The sequence below is a fragment of the Peribacillus loiseleuriae genome, from assembly GCF_001183985.1.
In the GTDB taxonomy this organism is placed as follows: domain Bacteria; phylum Bacillota; class Bacilli; order Bacillales; family DSM-1321; genus Peribacillus; species Peribacillus loiseleuriae.
Genome location: NZ_LFZW01000001.1, coordinates 3,778,094 through 3,798,367, shown reverse-complemented (window position 1 = coordinate 3,798,367; position 20,274 = coordinate 3,778,094). Strand labels below are relative to the sequence as shown.

The 20,274-nt window shown below is 38.6% G+C and carries 14 protein-coding genes, 1 riboswitch and 1 other annotated feature; of the genes, 12 read left to right on the top strand and 2 right to left on the bottom strand.

All coding sequences use genetic code 11. From position 1 onward, the window contains the following. Window positions 1-288: 288 nt before the first annotated feature. Window positions 289-523, top strand: a binding site (T-box leader). Window positions 524-603: 80 nt separating this feature from the next. Together AC625_RS17590 and AC625_RS17585 are read left to right on the top strand one after the other, a co-directional pair. After that, on the top strand, window positions 604-3,255 hold the full coding sequence (locus AC625_RS17590; protein ID WP_049682469.1) for a valine--tRNA ligase: 2,652 nt from the start codon (window positions 604-606) through the stop codon (window positions 3,253-3,255). A gap of 359 nt (window positions 3,256-3,614) precedes the next feature. Continuing rightward, entirely contained in the window at window positions 3,615-4,904 is a 1,290-nt protein-coding gene (locus tag AC625_RS17585; protein ID WP_049682468.1) for a bifunctional folylpolyglutamate synthase/dihydrofolate synthase, read from the top strand. A gap of 458 nt (window positions 4,905-5,362) precedes the next feature. Here the strand turns inward: AC625_RS17585 and AC625_RS17580 are convergent, their stop codons facing one another. Continuing rightward, window positions 5,363-7,873 carry a bifunctional 2',3'-cyclic-nucleotide 2'-phosphodiesterase/3'-nucleotidase gene (locus AC625_RS17580; RefSeq protein ID WP_053178135.1) on the bottom strand — a complete coding sequence of 837 codons (2,511 nt, stop codon included), beginning with the start codon at window positions 7,871-7,873 and terminating at the stop codon, window positions 5,363-5,365. A 656-nt stretch (window positions 7,874-8,529) separates the two neighbouring features. Between AC625_RS17580 and AC625_RS17575 the strand changes: the two genes are divergently transcribed. Then, window positions 8,530-9,288: a hypothetical protein gene (locus AC625_RS17575; RefSeq protein ID WP_049682467.1), complete on the top strand. Its 759-nt coding sequence runs from the start codon at window positions 8,530-8,532 to the stop codon at window positions 9,286-9,288. Continuing rightward, entirely contained in the window at window positions 9,289-10,563 is a 1,275-nt protein-coding gene (locus tag AC625_RS17570; RefSeq protein WP_049682466.1) for a VanW family protein, read from the top strand. A 127-nt stretch (window positions 10,564-10,690) separates the two neighbouring features. Here AC625_RS17570 and AC625_RS17565 read toward each other — a convergent pair whose 3' ends face one another. Further along, window positions 10,691-12,070 (bottom strand): prepilin-type N-terminal cleavage/methylation domain-containing protein, encoded by a 1,380-nt coding sequence (locus AC625_RS17565; RefSeq protein ID WP_049682465.1) that lies wholly within the window; start codon window positions 12,068-12,070, stop codon window positions 10,691-10,693. A gap of 88 nt (window positions 12,071-12,158) precedes the next feature. On the opposite strand from AC625_RS17565, the gene AC625_RS17560 reads away from it, so the two are divergent. The 8 genes from AC625_RS17560 to pilM all read left to right on the top strand — a co-directional run bounded on the left by AC625_RS17560 (window position 12,159) and on the right by pilM (window position 20,271). Continuing rightward, window positions 12,159-12,578 (top strand): type IV pilus modification PilV family protein, encoded by a 420-nt coding sequence (locus AC625_RS17560; RefSeq protein ID WP_049682464.1) that lies wholly within the window; start codon window positions 12,159-12,161, stop codon window positions 12,576-12,578. An 11-nt stretch (window positions 12,579-12,589) separates the two neighbouring features. Beyond that, entirely contained in the window at window positions 12,590-13,093 is a 504-nt protein-coding gene (locus AC625_RS17555) for a hypothetical protein (RefSeq protein ID WP_049682463.1), read from the top strand. A 352-nt stretch (window positions 13,094-13,445) separates the two neighbouring features. After that, entirely contained in the window at window positions 13,446-15,092 is a 1,647-nt protein-coding gene (locus tag AC625_RS17550) for a GspE/PulE family protein (RefSeq protein WP_049682462.1), read from the top strand. A gap of 11 nt (window positions 15,093-15,103) precedes the next feature. Then, window positions 15,104-16,144: a type IV pilus twitching motility protein PilT gene (locus tag AC625_RS17545; RefSeq protein ID WP_049682461.1), complete on the top strand. Its 1,041-nt coding sequence runs from the start codon at window positions 15,104-15,106 to the stop codon at window positions 16,142-16,144. Beyond that, a complete protein-coding gene (locus tag AC625_RS17540; protein ID WP_049682460.1) occupies window positions 16,144-17,352 on the top strand; it encodes a type II secretion system F family protein in 1,209 nt (402 codons plus the stop codon). Before AC625_RS17545 ends, AC625_RS17540 begins: the two co-directional genes overlap by 1 nt. A 67-nt stretch (window positions 17,353-17,419) precedes the next feature. After that, window positions 17,420-17,503: riboswitch (cyclic di-GMP riboswitch) on the top strand. A 311-nt stretch (window positions 17,504-17,814) separates the two neighbouring features. After that, window positions 17,815-18,297 (top strand): type II secretion system protein, encoded by a 483-nt coding sequence (locus AC625_RS17535; RefSeq protein WP_049682459.1) that lies wholly within the window; start codon window positions 17,815-17,817, stop codon window positions 18,295-18,297. 229 nt (window positions 18,298-18,526) lie between these two features. Then, a complete protein-coding gene (locus tag AC625_RS17530) occupies window positions 18,527-19,282 on the top strand; it encodes a prepilin peptidase (RefSeq protein ID WP_049682458.1) in 756 nt (251 codons plus the stop codon). A 17-nt stretch (window positions 19,283-19,299) separates the two neighbouring features. Then, on the top strand, window positions 19,300-20,271 hold the full coding sequence (pilM, locus tag AC625_RS17525; protein ID WP_049682457.1) for a type IV pilus biogenesis protein PilM: 972 nt from the start codon (window positions 19,300-19,302) through the stop codon (window positions 20,269-20,271). Window positions 20,272-20,274: the final 3 nt, after the last annotated feature.

Below are 20,274 nucleotides of genomic sequence, written 5' to 3'. Positions count from 1 at the left end.
ATAAAAGAGTACGAAATGCCTGGAAAATACATATCGGTAACATAAACTGACTGCAAACATTACGAATACCTTTCAGCCAAGGTGGCAGCGTATAGGGAGTATAACGTTGTCTCAAATTGCCCAACTCCTCACTTTTAAGTGATACGATATTATATGGTTAAAAGTGGAATCACGTGAATAGATGATCACATTTCCGGAAATGCTGAATATTATAGTAAAAAAACAGAGAAGATGATTGACGTTAGGTACATTTCTTTTGTAAAATGAATCTTAATGAATAATTACATATAAACCGCTATGATTGGAAGTAGTATGATGAAAGATCGCTTCAAGAGAGGGAGCCGTTTGCTGAAAGGTTTCTAAGTGTGTCCCATCAGAAGTCGTCCATGAGCAGTTTCCGTGAACAATAAAAGTAGCGGAAACCGGCGAAAAGCCGTTATCTAATCTTTAAGAGCCGAGAAAAGGATTGAACTCTTTTTTCGGAAAAAAGGTGGCACCGCGAACAACTTTCTTCGTCCTTTTGTGATGAAGAAAGTTTTTTTGTTGTCTAGCAACATGTTCACTGCTTTTCTAAGTTGTCTTTAAAACATTTTTAAGGGGGAAATGAAGATGGAAGAATTAACGATGCCGACAAAGTATGATCCGCAGTCCATTGAAAAGGGCCGCTATAAATGGTGGTTAGATGGACAGTATTTCAAAGCAGAAAGTGACGAAAAGAAAGAGCCGTACACGATTGTAATCCCACCACCAAACGTAACGGGTAAATTGCATCTAGGCCATGCATGGGATACGACGCTTCAAGATATTATTACGAGAATGAAACGGATGCAGGGCTATGATGTTTTATGGCTTCCGGGGATGGATCATGCTGGAATCGCAACACAGGCAAAGGTTGAGCAAAAGCTTCGTGCTGACGGAATTAGCCGTTATGACCTTGGACGTGAGAAATTTGTTGAAGAGACTTGGAGCTGGAAGGAAGAATATGCAGGCCATATCCGCGATCAATGGGCAAAGCTTGGTTTAGGTCTTGATTATAGTAGAGAGCGGTTTACTTTAGATGAAGGGCTTTCTAAAGCAGTGCGCGAAGTGTTCGTCAAACTATATAATAAAGGTTTGATTTATCGCGGGGAATACATTATTAACTGGGACCCTTCGACTAAAACGGCGCTTTCTGATATTGAGGTCATTCATCAGGATATTCAAGGTGCATTTTATCATATGAACTATCCATTAGCGGATGGATCAGGGTCTATTGAAGTAGCGACAACTCGTCCTGAGACGATGCTAGGCGATACGGCAGTGGCTGTTCACCCTGAAGATGACCGCTACAAGCATTTAATTGGCAAGCATGTTATTTTGCCGATTATTGGCCGCGAAATTCTAATTGTTGCGGATGATTATGTCGATAAAGATTTCGGTTCAGGTGCGGTGAAGATTACGCCAGCTCATGATCCAAACGATTTTGAACTTGGCAACCGCCACAATCTAGAGCGCATTCTTGTCATGAACGAAGATGGCTCAATGAATGACAAGGCCGGTATTTACAAAGGAATGGACCGTTTCGAATGCCGTAAACAAATTGTAAAAGACTTACAAGAACAAGGCGTTCTTTTCAAAATTGAAGAACATATGCATTCTGTCGGTCACTCTGAGCGAAGTGGCGCTGTCGTTGAACCGTATTTGTCTACGCAATGGTTCGTCAAAATGCAGCCATTAGCAGATGAAGCGATTAAACTTCAACAAGGATCAGATGAAGAAAAAGTTCACTTCGTACCGGATCGTTTTGAGAAAACATATTTACGCTGGATGGAGAATATCCGTGATTGGTGTATTTCTCGTCAGCTTTGGTGGGGCCACCGTATCCCGGCTTGGTATCATAAAGAAACAGGAGAAATATATGTCGGTCAAGAAGAACCTGCTGACAGTGAAAATTGGGAACAGGATACGGATGTTCTTGACACATGGTTCAGTTCAGCACTATGGCCGTTTTCAACAATGGGCTGGCCGGATCGTGAAAGCGCCGATTTCAAACGCTACTACCCAACTGGTTCACTTGTTACAGGCTATGACATTATCTTCTTCTGGGTGTCTCGAATGATTTTCCAAGCGATTGAATTCACTGGCGAGCGTCCATTTAAAGATGTACTCATTCATGGGCTCGTACGTGATGAACAAGGTCGCAAAATGAGTAAATCCCTTGGTAATGGAGTAGATCCAATGGACGTCATCGATCAATATGGTGCGGATTCATTACGTTACTTCTTATCAACAGGAAGCTCACCAGGCCAAGATCTTCGCTACAGCACAGAAAAGGTTGAAGCAGTATGGAATTTCGCCAATAAAATTTGGAATGCATCCCGTTTTGCCTTGATGAATATGGATGGAATGAAATATGAAGAAATTGATTTGACAGGTGAAAAATCCGTTGCAGACAAATGGATCTTAACTCGTCTGAACGAAACGATTGAAACAGTTACGCGTCTTGCTGATAAATATGAATTCGGTGAAGTAGGCCGCGCTCTTTATAACTTCATTTGGGATGACTTCTGTGACTGGTATATTGAAATGGCGAAGCTACCATTATACGGTGAAGATGAAGTAGCGAAGAAAACGACTCGTTCCATTCTCGCCTATGTTCTTGATAACACGATGCGTTTATTGCACCCATTCATGCCGTTTATTACCGAGGAAATATGGCAGAACTTGCCGCATAATGGCGAATCTATCACAGTTACTGCATGGCCGGAAGTACGTACTGATCTTTCTGACAGTATCGCCGCTGAGGAAATGAAGCTGCTTGTTGAAATTATCCGTTCTGTACGTAATATTCGCAGTGAAGTAAATACACCGCTTAGCAAAAAAATCAAGCTGATTCTGAAAGCGAAAGATGAAAACATTGTCACAACCCTGCAAAATAACCGTGCCTATATTGAACGATTCTGTAATCCAGAGGAATTGACAATTGGTACAAAAGTAGATGAGCCAGGCCAAGCAATGACAGCTGTCGTTACAGGAGTGGAGCTGATTCTACCTCTTCAAGGCTTAATCAATATCGAAGACGAAATCAAACGCCTCGATAAAGAACTTGAGAAACTAAACAAAGAAGTGGAACGTGTGCAAAAGAAACTAGGCAATGAAGGCTTCGTGAAAAAAGCTCCTGCACAAGTAATTGAGGAAGAAAAAGCGAAAGAAAAAGACTATGTTGAAAAACGTGACGCTGTTAATCAACGTATTATTGAATTGAAACAGCTGTAAACAAAAAGCAACCTTGAGCGTCTGCTCTTAACCCTACGAGGAAAAAGGTTCAGGATCTTAAAACTGTATCACCTAATGAAGGTGGCGGAACCCCGCCCCTTATCCACGAAAAAAGGATGACTCAAACAGGTACCAGATGACTCTATGGGTCATCCTTTTTTATTAGTTGCCGGCTGAAGCAAAAGTTGGTTAGAAAACTTCCGTACTTTGTGAGGAAATCTTCATGTGGTTGGTAAACTCCAATACATGATCAGCTGTGCATGAAAAAAATCCTTTTGTCTATTTTTTAGGAATTTGTTATGGTTAAATGTGATCCTTTATTAAATCGAGAAATAGAACAGTTTTAGGGAGTGGTCGGTTTGTTTCAGTCAATGGAAGAAGTCATGGATTATTTATATAGTAGAGAATCGAAGCTTGGGATGGATTTCGGGCTTGCGCGGATGGAGAATCTTTTAAAGGAGCTTAGGAATCCAGAAAAGAGCTTTCAATCGATCCATATTGCTGGATCAAATGGCAAAGGCTCGACTTTGAATGCTTTGAAGGAAATCTTAATGGCCCAAGGACTTAAAGTGGGTAGTTTTACTTCACCGCATTTGGAAAAAGTGAACGAAAGAATGATGATTAATGAAACGATGATCTCAGATGAAGAAATGATCGAACATATGAATACCATTTATCCTTTTTTAGAAGAAGGGAAGGTGGGGTATCGAGCGACTTTTTTTGAAATTATTACGGTTATTTCTTTTCTCTATTTCCAAAAAAACGAGATGGACATTGCGATCGTCGAAACAGGTTTAGGAGGAAGGTTGGACTGCACAAATGTCATAACGCCTTTACTTTCTATAATCACATCGATTTCTTTAGAGCATACGAATATACTTGGCAATACACTGGCTGAAATCGCATCTGAAAAGGCTGGAATTATTAAACGCGGTGTGCCTGTTATTAGCGGCGTAACGGAAGAGGAACCTGCTACGGCTATAATGGAATATGCCAAAGTACAGGGCGCAAACCATTATTGCCTAAATAAAGAAATCCTCGTGAGTGAGCCTAGTCAAGTTCAAGACGGTCAATGTTTTTCTTTTAAAATGAGAAATACAACGCTTGAACAAATCGATCTTAAAATGCTCGGCCGTCACCAAGTGAATAATGCGGCTTTAGCGATTGCTGCAGTAAAGCTGTTAGTTGAAGAGTATCAGCTAGAAATCTCTGAAAAAAGTATTCGGGCTGGTTTGGCAAAGGCACATTGGGCTGGAAGATTTGAAGTGTTACCTGGTCAGATCATTTTAGACGGCGCTCATAACCCTGCTGGCATGACCGTTTTACTTGAAACATTACAAACTAGATATCCAGATGTCCATTATCATTTTGTTTTTACAGCCTTAAAAGATAAAGATTATCGACAAGTGTTAAGAATGGTAGATGAACATGCGACATCGATTACCTTTACGGAAATTGACTTTAAGCGAGCAGCATCTGCTCAGGAATTGTTAGAAACGAGTAAGTTGGAGCGGAAAAAGGCGATGATCAATTGGCAGGAAGCAATCGATTATGCACGAAATTTACAGAATCCCAATGATTTAGTCATTGTCACAGGATCGCTCTATTTTCTGGCATTGGCCCGCCCTTATATTAGAAAAACAAGCTGAACGAAATGGGAATATTCGCGCCGGAATGAACGCCTTTACGAATTTCGGGCGTAAAATGGCCTCCGGCGCGCCAATCGTGAATCTCGCTCGTAAAGATTGAAGAGGGGATTGTGGCTTTGAAATAAAGTCACGATGTTTGTAAAAAAGATGCGATGTTTAAAATAGAGCCGCGACGTTTATAAAAATGTTGCGGTGCTTTTTTTCCTTAACTTGTCTTAGGGTATTTTTGGCACCATATTTTAGAACATAAAAAGATTGATAAAACCCTGTATGAATATAGGGGGGCTTTTGACCCTTAAACTCCAGCTGTATTGTTCAATTATGGTTTGTTGATGAGGAACTGAAAGTAAAAGGGGTAGCAGAAGCTACCCCTTGAAATAAAAAAATATAAGGGTGCCAGGCACCGTCCACCTATCTTTGTTATAGTACTGAGCGGTTCCTGACGCTCTAGATTGAACTTACTTATTATTTAAAAGGTAAACCACTTTTGCTGCTTGAGCACGTGTTGCATTATCGGCAGGCTTGAACTCTTTTCCATATCCTTGGATTAATTCAAGCTCAAATGCTTTTTGAATGGCAGCTTTTGTTTCCGTGGTTAAAGTTTCAATATCTGTGAATTGCGTTTGTTTTCCATTCGTTACTTTACCATTTTTCACTTCATATGCTCGGATTAGCATTGTTACCATTTGTGAGCGTGAAATCGGTTTATTAGGGTCGAATGTAGTTGAAGTAGTGCCTGATGTTATGCCCGCTTCAAATGCTGCTGCAACTTCTTTTGCTAGTTCACCAGAAACATCTTTGAACGGTGCACCCGCTTTAGCTGTTAAGCCTAAAGTGCGAACGAGTAGACTCGCGAATTGTCCACGAGTGACGTTGCCATTTGGGTCAAATGTTGTTGGCGTTTTGCCTTTTATGATTCCTTGTTTTGCAAGACTATTGATGTATTCGCCAGCCCAATGGTTTACTTGTACATCAATGAATGATCCTGATGCTGTCGGTTTACTAAGATCCACTTTGAAGATACCAAAGCCTTTTTCATCTGTTTTGCCTGTATAGGTGATATTTTCCGTTGATTTGGCTAGTTCATCAGCTTTTGGATTTGATAGGAATGTAACAACTGCATTAACTGGAGTAAATGTCCAATTGTTATTTACTGCAGCATCGATTTTTTTATTTTCCACTACATAGTCCATCATTGCTTGACGATTTGAATCTGGAGCTTTTAGGATTGTGTTTACTCCGCCCGGATTCATTAGTTTGCTTCCTGAGGCACGATAATCATTTGTTGCGACAATGAATTCCATATCAGCAGTTACTGGTTTACCATTGAATGTCAGATTTTTAATCCGATTGGCATTAGCGTTAATTACATTTTGCCCTTTGTCATACTTCGGCAAAGATGTTACATCAATCTCATAGGTTACACCATCAATAACATCAAAGTTATATGTTGGGAAATCATTATTAATTAGCATTTGATCTTCCGTTTTTGATGGGTCAATTGTATTATATTGTCCAGCAGACCACTCTAACCATTCTTTAAGAGTCGAACCCGTTACTTTGACAGCATTCACTACATTACTGTCAAATTGGTATAAATCAGCAATATTCTTCAAAACAATCGTTCCAGATTCTACATTAGTGAAATCCTCCACACCACCTCGACCTGCTTTAAAAGGTGCAGCTGCAGAGATGACTGGTATATTCTCATATTGGGTACCTTTTAAGGCTTTTTCAACATACCAAGCTTGAGCTCTATTTAATATTTCCATTGCAGCGTTATCTTTCACCAAAGCGAAATAGGTATTCAAATCGCCTACCAATTCTCCAACGGGGCTTTCCATATACTTGATGGTTGCTTCGTGTTCCGTTTTAACGGCATCGACAATGGCCTGATCCGGCTTAACGGTTTGCTCTCCAGCTGTAATAGGCTTTAATTTAGCTTGTCCAGCTGTAACATCCCATTTACCGTCAACCTTTTCAATGGTTAAATCGATTAATCCGATGTTATTCCCCCACGACCCAGGCATTAACATAGGAACTCCATTAATTGTTCCTTTCGTGTTATCAATTCCATTTTCATCTTTGAAGGAAGGTTTAGCTGCATTTGGGAACATTAAATGCTGGTGTCCCGTTAAAATGGCATCAATGCTTTCTACTTTACTCAAATAATAAGAAGCATTTTCCATGCCATCTTCATAATCTTTCATTTTGCCATTTTGATCATATTCAGCAATGCCAGAGTGAGACAAAACAACCACGATATCTGCGCCTGCTGCTTTCATTTCAGGAACTACCTTTTTAGCTGATTTTACAATGTCCTCGACGACAAGCTTGCCAGAAACATGTTTTGCATCCCAGTTCAAGATTCCTTGTGGGACAAAGCCAGTCACACCTATTTTTAGCTTGTGTGTTTCTCCATCCGTATCTTTAACTTCACGTTCTAGTATTTCAAATGGAGTAAAATAGTTATTCCCTTTAGTGTCGTAAACGTTTGCATTCACGTACGGAAAATCAGCACCCTTTAGTGCAGTATCTAAATAAGTTAAACCATAGTTAAATTCATGGTTACCGACTGTTGCAGCATCATAACCTAATTGATTCATAGCTTTATAGACCGGATGAACGTAGCCATTCTTCATTAGATCATTATTATGTACATAGTCTCCTAGTGGGCTACCTTGAATTAAATCTCCATTATCAAACAATAAGCTATTATCTGCTTCTGCACGTACTTGCTTGATTAAATTAGCTGCTTTTGTTAACCCATATTCATTTGTAGAAGACCCTTGATAGTAATCATAATTCATAACGTTGGAATGAATATCTGTCGTCTCGACAATTCGTAGATTTACGATATCATGATTCATAACTTCAGCATATGTAAGTGTCGGTCCAACTTGTGGAATAATTAATCCTAATGCTAATGCCGCACTAGCAATTGTTTTTTTACCAATCATTTTCTTCATCATTATTGCCCCCTATAATTGCGTTTCCAAACAATTGAATTCTAGCATTTTATTGCTATTAAATCTAGGGAGTTTATTAAATATACGAAAAATAAATATTGTTAAAATTTGTAAGTTAATAAAAAAAGAAGGCTATGAATTTAGTATTTTTCCTTTTATAAAAATATATTTTGATACATTCATCTAGGGTATGCATCATCCTAGATGAATGTGTATTGACAATAATGTGTTAGGTTTCTGGATTTAAATAAGTTGAGACTTATAAAAATAACTTTGTTATTATTGGCAGTATACTGTTTGGTGCTGGTTTACTATCGGCTATATTTACTTACTATAAATATGTGCTTTCCGTAAAGTGGAAAACAAAAATATAGCCTAATTGTTCTTCAATAAAAGGGCGTGATTGTGGAGCAATACAGGTAGGAGATGATCAAACTTTATTTCAAAGCAACAGGGATATCTTCAGGTACTAAGTTCAGAGTTTCCAGCGATATTCTCTAGGAACGTATCATAAAGCTACGGGACTTATGTTCTGAATTTGAGATTTACGCACCAAAACCTGAGTCATACATGCCAAAATTAGTTTTCATACTCTTTTTTTTATTTTTTAATATTCATAGGTTTATGATATGTTTAATATGAGGTGAAGCATTTTGATGGTCCTATATACAACTATGATTGCAGTCATTCTGCTAGCATTCCTTCTATACACGCTTCCTCTACGAATATCGCGATCCAAAAGAACAGCTATTTTTATAGCTAGTGTTTGTATCGCATCAGTACAGATCATTGCGAATGATCGTTTTTCCATTTGGGAACTATTTGGCCTGCAGTTTCTATTAGCCATTCTCGTGACGTATTTCATAATGAATTGGCTACAATCGAATGAAAATGAAACGAAAGCAGCTGTTTTAACCGAAATGAATCCTTTGTTTTCTTTTGCTGAGTTACAAAAACGAGCGAAGATGAGTGAAACAGTCGATGAGTATTATCGTTCTTCGGTAGAGCGTGTTTCTTTAGAATCTGGCCAATTGTTTGAGACTGATCCAATGGTCATTCAAGAGGATGTAAGCTTAGAAGCCGCATCTTTACTTGACAGAACAGCAGACTCGGTTCATCATACGTTCGATTTTGAAGTGGATTCATCGGAGTTTATTGACTTTACCAATCGGAAAATATTCGACTTACATGAGACTTCGTCTAAATTAGGGGCAGTCCGTATAAGTGATGAGGAGCAGGTCTTAGAAGCGAGGAAGAAGATCTTTGAAAATCTTGAATCTCAAGTTGCAGCTACCGTCGAGCCTAAGCAAGATGATAATAAAGAAGTGGACGTGGCACTAAACGAACGTCTGAGTCATGCATTTGATGATTTGGAAGAGATATACTTGAAAAAAAAGCAAGAGGGGGAACAGTAAATGGAGAAACGTTCTCCTTCCTATCTACGGATTTTAACCATTGTGATTCTTTCAACGGCTTTTATCATGTCTTGTTCACAATTAGGCGCTTTTGCGTACGGAAAAATCTCGCAGACCGATCAGCCATTTGCTGCAAATACTTCTATTGGCACTGTATTGGTTAGTGGTGAATCGAAAAAACAAGCAACCGAAAATCTTCTTCATTCTATCAATGAACGGCAAACAAAAAGCGGCCTTTCATTAACATTTGCGGATCGGAAAATGACACTTCCTGTTCATGCTATTCAATTCTCTCTAGAAGAATCTGTTCGAGATGCAAAAAATGGGATCGACAATCCATTAGTTGCAACGATAACGGAAAGTAATGTAAGACAACTGTTAAAGGAAATAGCCGATGAAAAGCTTATTGAAACGGTTAAAGTTTCTGAATTACGAGCAGAAATTCAGAAACAAGCTGGTTTACTCGATATGAATGAGCAAGTGATAAGTCTAACGGATTTCTTTGACGATTCGGTGTCTGTAAGTGTGATTGCTCATGCTAAAAAGGAAAACATAGATGTCAAATCATTATCATCATGGGTTGAAAGCACGCCTCCAATTAAGATTCCAGCTTTCGGCGAGTTTTCTTTTATGAACGATTTGAGTGTGAATGCTGGCAATTGGTCGGATGAATTCTTAACACAAGCAGCCTCCCTAGTGTATGAAGCAGGCCTATCAACAAATCTCCAAATTCTTGAAAGAAATACAAGCAAAGAGCTACCTGAAGGAGTTAAGCTGGGCTTTGAAGCAAAAGTAAATCGCAACGGAATGGACTTGAAATTAGCCAATCCCAATGACTTCGAAATGACGATTGCATTCAAGGTTACTCAACCAGATGTGCTCATCGTTGAAATTAGTGGATATCCGACAGGACGACAATATAACGTCGTAGTAAAAGATTCAAAGACCATTCCATACCGGAAAATCGTCCAATACACAGCTTTATTGCCGAACGGAAAAGATATTAAAGTAAAAGGAAAACCAGGATATTCCGTATCTGTTTACCGGGAAACGCAAGATCCATTGAAGAAAAAATTGGAATCCGTTCAAATGTCGAATGACTTTTACTTGCCTGTGAATGAAGTGGTTTTGAGAGAAATGCCTGTGGAGTCTGAAACTGAAATAGAGGAAGGTGCTCGATTAGACGGAGAAGTGAACGAGCAACAAGCGGTTGAAAAAGATGAAATAATACTACGACCGGAGATTAGTGGAGAAAAAGATAACTCTCTAGAATAAATTTGAGAAATGGGTCTGACCCTTTTGTTATGGGACAGCCCCATTCTAGTTATTTTACTAATCATATATTCCTTCATTTTTAGTGAATGATAAACCCAACCTTCTTTTGTTCAATCATTTGTATTTGTTAATCAACCTTACTTAGTGTCTGAAGTGGAAAATCTTTAGGATCCCTTATATACTGTTCAATACCCTTGAATGTAACAGTAGTTCCCCCACTCGTCACATAAAAACCATCTCTAGCCATTACTACACCTTCAAATGATTCACCACTAAAAGTTACCTTGCCATTTGGGGCAAATAACACTCCTGTCATTTTTAAGCCCCCGCTAGTTATATTAATATCTCCCTGACTAACAATGATTGCGTTAGTAAAAGTATTTACATATTTTCCTAAACCACTATCATAATAGCTTTGAACATTTATGCTATTCCCATATAATTTCATATTATCAGGTTTTATCGTTTGGGTATATCCGTGATCCTTGTACCACTGAGAATCTTTTAATGGTGGAATATCCGTATAACTCTTAGTTAACTTTGGAACATCAGCTTTAAGAATCACTTTGTCCAGAATAGATTGATGATAATTATTAGGATATTTTAAAGTACCTTTATAATAAATTCTTGCATTTCCTTCTATCGTAGGTGTCCAATCCAATTCAACATTCCCTTGAACGTAAACATTTCCATGAATGATAGCATCTTTGAGCTTAAGATTTCCATTAACATATACATCTCCATATATATGACGTGTTCCACCCCACAAGGTTACATCTCCATTCACATATATCGTTCCTGGAGATGTACGTGAACCCAAACCTGCACTACCTCCATCTATATTTACGGACCCATTTATATTAATATTAGAAACATTACTAAATGAACCACCGTTTAATTGACTGCCAAGCAAATTTCCTCTAACAATAATTGCGGCATTAGGTCCGTTTACTTGATTACCTTGAAATTCAAACTGTGAACCATACACAAAAACATCATTCTTTACTAGATACGTATAAAAATCTTCCACTGTACTAGGAGTAGAAGGCTTCATGATCTCACCTGCAATGGGCTGATTCATTGTCCCCGGTAATACCGTTTCCAAGTTGTATTCGTTTTGATAGTGATCTATCATAGTAAAAGCTACTTTGAAAGTTGATGTAGACAACAGCTGTATGCTTTGCTCTGAAACGACTTTAGTCCCATTGATTAGTACCTCTGCAAAAAGATAATTTGTTTCTGTTGCTAATGGATTTTTCTTTTCTTTATCTGTGTATAACATGCCAGAGCTATACCAAATGCTATCTCCATTCTCATGCATCGATCGCAACTGGGTCATGACAATATTTGCTTCTTGCCTCAATTCGTTATGCGACTGTGTCTTCTCCTTAACGTGTAGTGTTTGAAAAAACACAGCATACACAACAATCCCGATAATCCCTGTAATTGCTACAGCGGCTAGCACTTCTATTAAAGTGATGCCAGATTCCTTGTTTACCTGTTTCATGAAATTCACCACTTTTTAATAAAATTGATCCATTCCCTATTATAGTTTGTTATATAATGAATAAAAAGACATTAGGTGGTAGCAAGTCGTGAATAATCTAAAAAATAATCAAGCCTTCACTCTTATCGAAGTTCTAACTTCCATCACAATTCTAGGTATTGTGTTAACGATATTTTTATCCTTCTTCTACAATGCAATCACATTTTCTACAAAAACAGAAGATAAATTAACAGCAATTAATCTAGCTGAACAAGAACTTTATGAGGTAACAAATAGCTTGGAAACATATTGCAAAACAAACGATTGCCAAACTATCCCGGTAGATAAGTATATTCGCCCGTCCATTCCATTAAATCACAAAAACTATCTTTCAACCGTGACACCTTTATCACAAAGTCGACAAGAAAGCTCACTGGGCTTACTTCCTATCTCTATAAGAATAGATTCCGAAGACCATAAAGAACTAACCATTGCATATGGATATGTTGATGTAAACCTCAACAATTAGGAGAATAAAAGATGAAACAAAAAAATGAAGCAGGCTATACATTAGTGCTTGTATTATTAACGATTACATTAATTCTTATTTTTTCGGTAACTTTAATTGGTAATGTTTTAAACGGTGCTTTGCAGAATCAAAAATCAGAGAAAAATATACAGTTAGATCAATCATCACGAATGGGCGTAATGTATGTTGAGAAGGAGATAAACTCAGCAAATGAAGAAGCAAAAAAAGCAGTCATACAATGGCTCAATGATTTCCTTACTACTGACTTTATTCCTACAAATGCTGAAATTGCTGCTAAATATGAAGAGAAATTTAGGACTAAATTAGTAGATCAAGAAATTATATCATCTGATAATACATATCGATTTAAAATAGATTATATTAGTATAACAAGAGCAGATAATACTCTTACGGTCACGTATACCGTTATTCCTTCATTGAATAACGTGTATGCTCAAGCAGATCTGGAACGAGAAAAAACCATTAATATCAAGATCCAAGAACAAAATCGCTAAAGCCATCTTTCTCCCGTCTCAAGTGTAGATTTCCTCACTTGGGATCCTTTCTCGCTTGTCGCATCGTTCCATGACAAAAAGGGCAGACTGCTTCAACTTCATCTCCCTTTCTCAAATTATAACTAAATTCGTATACAACAATGTTAGGTACCTCATCTGTTTTCCCTTAATTCATGCAAACAGAAGGGGCAAGTTCTTCTTTTTCTTCTAAATCAAATGGAAAAATATTTCTATATCGTTATTCATATAGTACTACTAAAATTGGGTAATTCGCTCTATAATTTAAGCAGATTTCATGTTATTTTGAATGATAGCAGACGATGATTAAAGGATGCCAGATAGGGGTGATAGAATGAAAAGTGAAAGAAAGCGGTTAGGTGATTTACTTGTTGAAGCAGGTATGATCACGAAAGAGAATCTCCAGGATACATTAAAGAACAAAAAAGCAGGGCAAAAGATGGGCGATGCGTTGTTAGAACGACGGTTGATCAATGAACAACAGTTAATTGAGGTACTTGAGTTTCAACTAGGTATTCCTCATACTAACTTGTATCAATGTCCAATTGATACGAGCGTACTCAGCCTCATTTCTAAAGATTTCGCCTTTCGAAATTTGCTTATTCCGATCCAACGAGAAGGAAATCAACTCACTGTTGCGATGCATGACCCGATGGATTATATCGCATTAGATGATATGGGACTATCGACTGGTTTGGTGATTGCACCTGTCATAGCGAAAAAGGAAGAAATCATTGCGTCGCTCTATAAATATTATAGTCGAAGAGAGACATTTGAAGAGTTAGACATGAACAGGATCGCGACGGAAAATCTAGCTGGTGAAGATGCACCAGCTGTTAAGCTTGTCAATCAACTTCTTGAAGCAGGCCTACAGATGAAGGCAAGTGATATCCATATTGATCCACAGGAATCAACCATCCTTATTCGCTATCGCGTCGATGGGATTTTACGTACAGAACGTATCCTTTCGAAAAATATTTATAGTCTGTTAATTGCTAGAATTAAAATTTTGGCTAATTTGAACATTACGGAAACGAGGCTGCCACAGGATGGAAGAATAAAACTGGATGTGAATGCTACGCCTGTTGATTTGCGAATTTCCTTACTGCCAACTGTATTTGGTGAAAAAATTGTTATTCGTATTTTAGATTTATCCAATGTGATGATTCAGCTTTCACAGTTAGGTTTTAATAAAGTGAATGGACAAGCGTTTGGAGCGATGATTGAACGGCCGTCTGGGATGATTCTAATTACGGGTCCAACGGGTTCTGGGAAAACATCTACTTTATACGCGGCTTTGAATCAATTGAATACAGAACAGGTTAATATTATTACCGTGGAAGATCCTGTGGAATATCAAATGAAGGGCATTAATCAAGTGCAGGTCAATCCATCGATAGGTCTAACATTTGCTAGTGGTTTGCGCTCCATTTTAAGACAAGATCCAAACATTGTCATGATTGGCGAAATTCGTGATCGAGAGACAGCAGAAATAGCCGTCCGGGCATCTTTGACGGGGCATCTTGTGTTGAGTACTTTGCATACAAATAGTGCGCTTTCAACGATTCCGAGACTATTAGATATGGATGTCGAACCGTATTTGGTCGTTTCCTCCTTAATTGGCGTCATTGCTCAGAGATTGATTCGCAAAGTTTGTCCGGATTGTAAAGTAGCATATACACCGTCTGAAATGGAAAGAAACTTGTTTCAAAAACGCGGCATACCTGTGCAAGCATTACATCGTGGTAAAGGATGTCCCAGCTGTCAAAACAGCGGTTATCATGGCAGGATTGCCATTCACGAAGTATTGAATATCGATGATGAGATTCAATCGATGATGATGAACAACAAGCCGCTTAGTGAAATCAAACAATATACGGTTCGGAACGGGATGATTTTCCTCATTGACGACGGATTACTGAAAGCTAAACAAGGATTGACGACTGTGGAGGAAGTCCTACGAGTAGCGCTACAGGATTAGGGGGCTAAATGATGAAAGAGAAATTGGATTATATTTTAAAAGCCGCTTTTGATTTAGGGACGTCTGATATTCATTTAACTGTAGGTGTACCGCCGATTATGAGACTTCATGGAGACTTGAAACAGTATGGGAAAGACATCCTTAAGCCAGCGGATACTGAATTGATGGCGAAAGTGATGATTCCTGAATCGATGTGGCAGAAGTTTAAGGAAACAGGTGAGCTGGATCTTTCGTACGGAATTCCAGGGGTTTCACGATTCCGGGTCAATGCTTATCATCAACGTTCTTGTATCAGCCTTGCGATTCGGGTCGTTCCAACCGAAGTGCCAACATTAGAACAATTGAATCTGCCATCTGTATTAAAAGCAATCTCCGAAAAAACGCAAGGGCTCGTTTTAGTGACCGGACCGACCGGAAGCGGGAAGTCAACGACGCTTGCTGCGATGATTGATTACATCAATAAAACGATGAAGAAACATATTATTACACTTGAAGATCCAATCGAGTATCTACATAAACATCATTTGAGTATTATTGATCAACGGGAAGTCGGTTTTGATACGCAAAATTTCTCAAACGGACTACGCGCTTGCCTGCGACAGGATCCTGATATTATTTTAGTAGGAGAAATGCGAGATTTAGAAACGATTTCCACGGCCGTTACGGCAGCGGAAACAGGCCACTTAGTGCTTGGCACCTTACATACAACGGATGCACCCGCAACAATTGACCGAATCATTGATGTGTTCCCGCCCAATCAGCAACCACAAGTCCGTGTTCAGCTTGCATCTGTTTTATCTGCGATTATCTCTCAGCGATTATTTCCGTCAAAAGGTCGGAAGGGGAGGGTGGCGGCTGTCGAGATTCTGGTGAATAATTCAGCTGTGAAAAATTTAATTCGTAATGAAAAAATCCATCAAATTGATAGTGTCATGCAGACGAGTAAATCGGCTGGCATGCAAACGATTGAAATGTCGATTAAACAATTAGTTGAAGAAGGCAAAATTGATAGTTTCGCAGTCCTCCCTTATTTAGAAGAAGGAATCATGTAATGCCAGTCTTTCACTATAAGGGTAGAGATCGGACAGGAAGAAAGAAACAAGGGAAAATGACGGCGGACACACGAAAAGAAGCAGTAGCCAGATTAAGAGAAACAGGAATAGCGGTGACGAGTATTGATGAACTAAAGGGAATTTTATATAAAGAAATCTCCTTTGGTAGAAATAAAGTGAAAAATCGCGATTTTATTATGTATCTACACCAGTTTTCAACGTTGATTAAAGCGGGCATCAGTGTTGTGGAAGCGACAAAGATTTTGGCGGAACAAACATCAAGTAAAGTGTTAAGAAAAACGCTAGAAAATATCGTCCAAAGTTTAGAAGAAGGAAACCCTTATTCGGAAGGGGCAGAAAAACAACGAAATGTGTTCCCGCCTCTCTTCACCAATATGATGCGAGCGGGTGAAGCTGGAGGGAATCTAGAAGAGGTTCTGGAACGAATGGCAGTTTATTTTGAGAAGCAGTACCAAACAAGGCAAAAGGTGCAAACGGCGCTAATGTATCCGGCGACTGTTGGGGGGGTAAGCGTAGTGATTATTATTTTTATGCTAACGACCATCGTCCCTACTTTTGCAAATATGTTTGCTTCATTTGGTAGTGAACTCCCTTTTTTTACTAAGCTGGTCCTCAATCTTGGCGGTTTTTTTGAAAGGTTTTGGTGGGTATTTCTCTTATTAGCGGTTGGCTTATATGCTCTTATTCGCTATCTAAGATCCAATAGCGAGACGAAATACTATCTGGATTATTGGCTGTTACGAATGCCAATCTTCGGGCAACTGATTCAAAAGGCGGAAATTGCCAGAATGACGAGAACGCTAAGCTCGCTTTTCAAAAGTACTGTGCCCATTTTACAATCTTTAACAATGGTTGAAAAGATTTTAGGAAATCAAGTGTTGACCAAAGTTATTAAACAATCAAGAAATTCAATTGAAAAAGGGGAGTCCATGGCGATGCCGATGGAAAAACACTGGGCATTTCCACCTATGGTCACGCAGATGATTACGGTTGGAGAAAAATCGGGTACATTGGATGTCATGCTAGAGCATGTGGCTGATTTTTACGAAATGGAAGTAGATAACGCTACGAATCAAATGAAAGCACTCATTGAACCCTTTCTCATTATCTTTCTAGCTGTCGTCGTCGGAGGTATCGTAGCAGCCATTGCCATCCCGATGTTCACTATATTTAACAAGATTCAATAAATATGTTCAATATAGTAGAAATAGTAGTTGTCAACTAGTCCCTTCGTCTTATACACTAGTAATATATGAATAGATTGGAAACTGTGATTGATCATTTTTATTTGGGCACTTAAATGATCAGGAGTGAGTAGTGCAACCCGCCAATTTATATTTAATTCAAAATTATTTTTGAACTAAATATAAACGTGGCGGTTTTTTGTATGAAGGACATGGGAACGGGGCTTCGCGACTTATTCATATAGCTAATCTACTTAGCGAGTTTACTTATATGATCGAGAAAGCATCCGAAAATCCGGCTCCGCACCGCCACTATTGTGATTAGGCGAGTGTAGCGTGCTTCATGATCTATCCACTATAGTAACTGGTGGCGTGTTAACGCCCTTCAGGTTTTGTATGAAGTTTCAAGCTGTTTTATTACACCGTGTCAGACTACATAAAAAATGAAATGAGGAGTGAATGTACATGATTAAACGAGTAAAAGGATTGATTAATAACCAAAAAGGGTTAACGCTAGTGGAACTGTTGGCTGTCATCGTAATCTTAGGGATCATTGCGGCGATTGCGGTGCCGAGTATTGGGAAGATTATTGATAATAGTAAGAAGGATGCGCATTTAGCGAATGCGCAGCAAATGATATCGGCCGCTAAATTGGCCGTGGCGGCGAATGAGGAAGATGCAAAAACTCCACTTGGGGAAACTAAGAACATATCATTAGAAAAATTACAGCTGGCTGGTTACCTCGATGAGTTTACTGATCCTGATTCATCGGCACCTTATTCAAAAGATAAAAGTTTTGTTGAAATTACAAATAATAATGGTAAGTATACGTATACAGTTACGTTAGTAGGTTCAAAAAGAACTATCAATAATAAAAAAGCATCCGAATTAAATAGAGATAGTATTGGAAATACTTCTTCTACATCGCCAACAGCTGTTACACCATAAAAATAAAATTTATTATTTCCCACTCCTTCCCAAAAGGAGTGTTTTTTTATCCAATAATAATCATCCTGCTTGATCAATCTATGAAATCTTCATCAAATAATCATATTCAATTAAATCCACCTTCCTGTATAATAAAAGAAACAACATGACGTTAAAACTCCACATCCAGTATGAGGGAAGGCTTATTGAAAACAGGGAAACCAAAACTCCAATAAAAAGGGAGAAATCCATGACAGTATTCATTTACAGCTACTTATGTATATTAGGTCTAGTTCTCGGATCATTTTACAATGTCGTCGGTCTTCGGATTCCAGAAAAACAATCAATTGTAAGACCAAGATCACATTGCCCATCTTGCAAACGAACCTTAACGACAACTGATTTAATCCCTGTGTTCTCCTACTTGTTCTTAAAAGGAAAATGCCGGAACTGTCATTCAAAAATATCACCGCTTTATCCCTTTATGGAGCTATCAACGGGTTTATTGTTTATGCTTGCATTCTATGAATTTGGATGGACAGGTGAACTAGTAATAGCTCTCACCTTTATCTCGTTGTTAGTGATTATCTTTGTTTCTGACATTGTGTATATGATTATTCCGAATAAAGTGCTGGTATTTTTTGCGCCCCTTCTCTTAGTTGAACGTTTCATCGTTCCATTAGATCCGTGGTGGGATATGTTTGTCGGGGCGGTTGTTGGCTTTGGTCTGCTCTTTTTCATTGCTGTCATTAGTAAAGGCGGCATGGGCGGGGGAGATATTAAACTATTTTTCGTGTTGGGTTTGGCACTCGGACTCAAGCTGACCCTCCTTACGTTTGCCTTGGCAAGCTTCTTTGGTGCATTATATGGGGTAGCTGGTATGATACGCGGGAATTACAAGAAACGCCAGCCGATTCCTTTTGGTCCATTTATTGCAATAGGTGCATTGCTTTCCTATTTTTATGGAGCTGAAATTTTAAACTATTACTTTACTATGTTTTATTAAAGCGGGTGATGAAGAGAGTGAGTTTACTTAACAGGCAACATCGAGTTCATCTATCCATTAAAGATCGCTATATTCGATTTGTGGAATCTGGAAAAAAGCGAAAACTACTAGCCTATGGGCAAAAGAGCCTTCCAGATGGTGTGGTGGTCGAAGGTCAAATTAAAGATCGTGAAACGCTTGAACTGATTATGGAAGAAATGGTCGGACAATGGAAGCTGAAAGGGAAAAAAGTTTCTTTCTGTGTACCTGATTCGACAGTCGTTGTTAGGAAAATTCAGGTTACGAATGAAATTCCCGATCATGAATTGAAAGGGTATTTATATATGGAATTGGGTCAAAGTATCCATCTGCCTTTTGAAGACCCTATTTTGGAAGCAATACCTTTAGGAGAGGCAACTGGAAATCGAGAAGTGCTGTTATTTGCTTCGAGAGAGACGGTGCTGAATGAATTTACAGAATTGTTAAAGGGTGCATCTCTTAAACCTGATATAGCAGATCTATCAGTGCTATCGCTATATAGAATGTATTATCATCTAGGTCTTGCCAAGCAGGATGAGCATGTTTTATTGGTGCAAATCGGCTTAGATGCGCTATTATTATCTGTTTTTAACGAACATAAACCCGTTTTTTCACGTCACTATCCGTTGGAATTTCATCAAGAGCACTTCGAACTTTCTAAAAGCCGCAGTGGCTCTGATTTTTATTCTTGGATGGGTGCACAGAACGAATTAAAAAGTCAATCTCAGGATATTACTATGGAAATCGAACGTTTTCTATCCTATTACCATTTCAATCTCACAAAAGGAAATCATAGTATATCAAAGCTCGTTTTGTCAGGAGACCATCCTTGTATGGAAACTTTTTATACGGACATACATACTGCGATTGAAGTATCGGTTCAGCCGTTGCTTGAACCGCTATTTCAAACGAAAAAAGGAAGGAACATCCCTCCTGTATATGCTGAATGTATTGGACTAGCGTTAAAGTAGGTG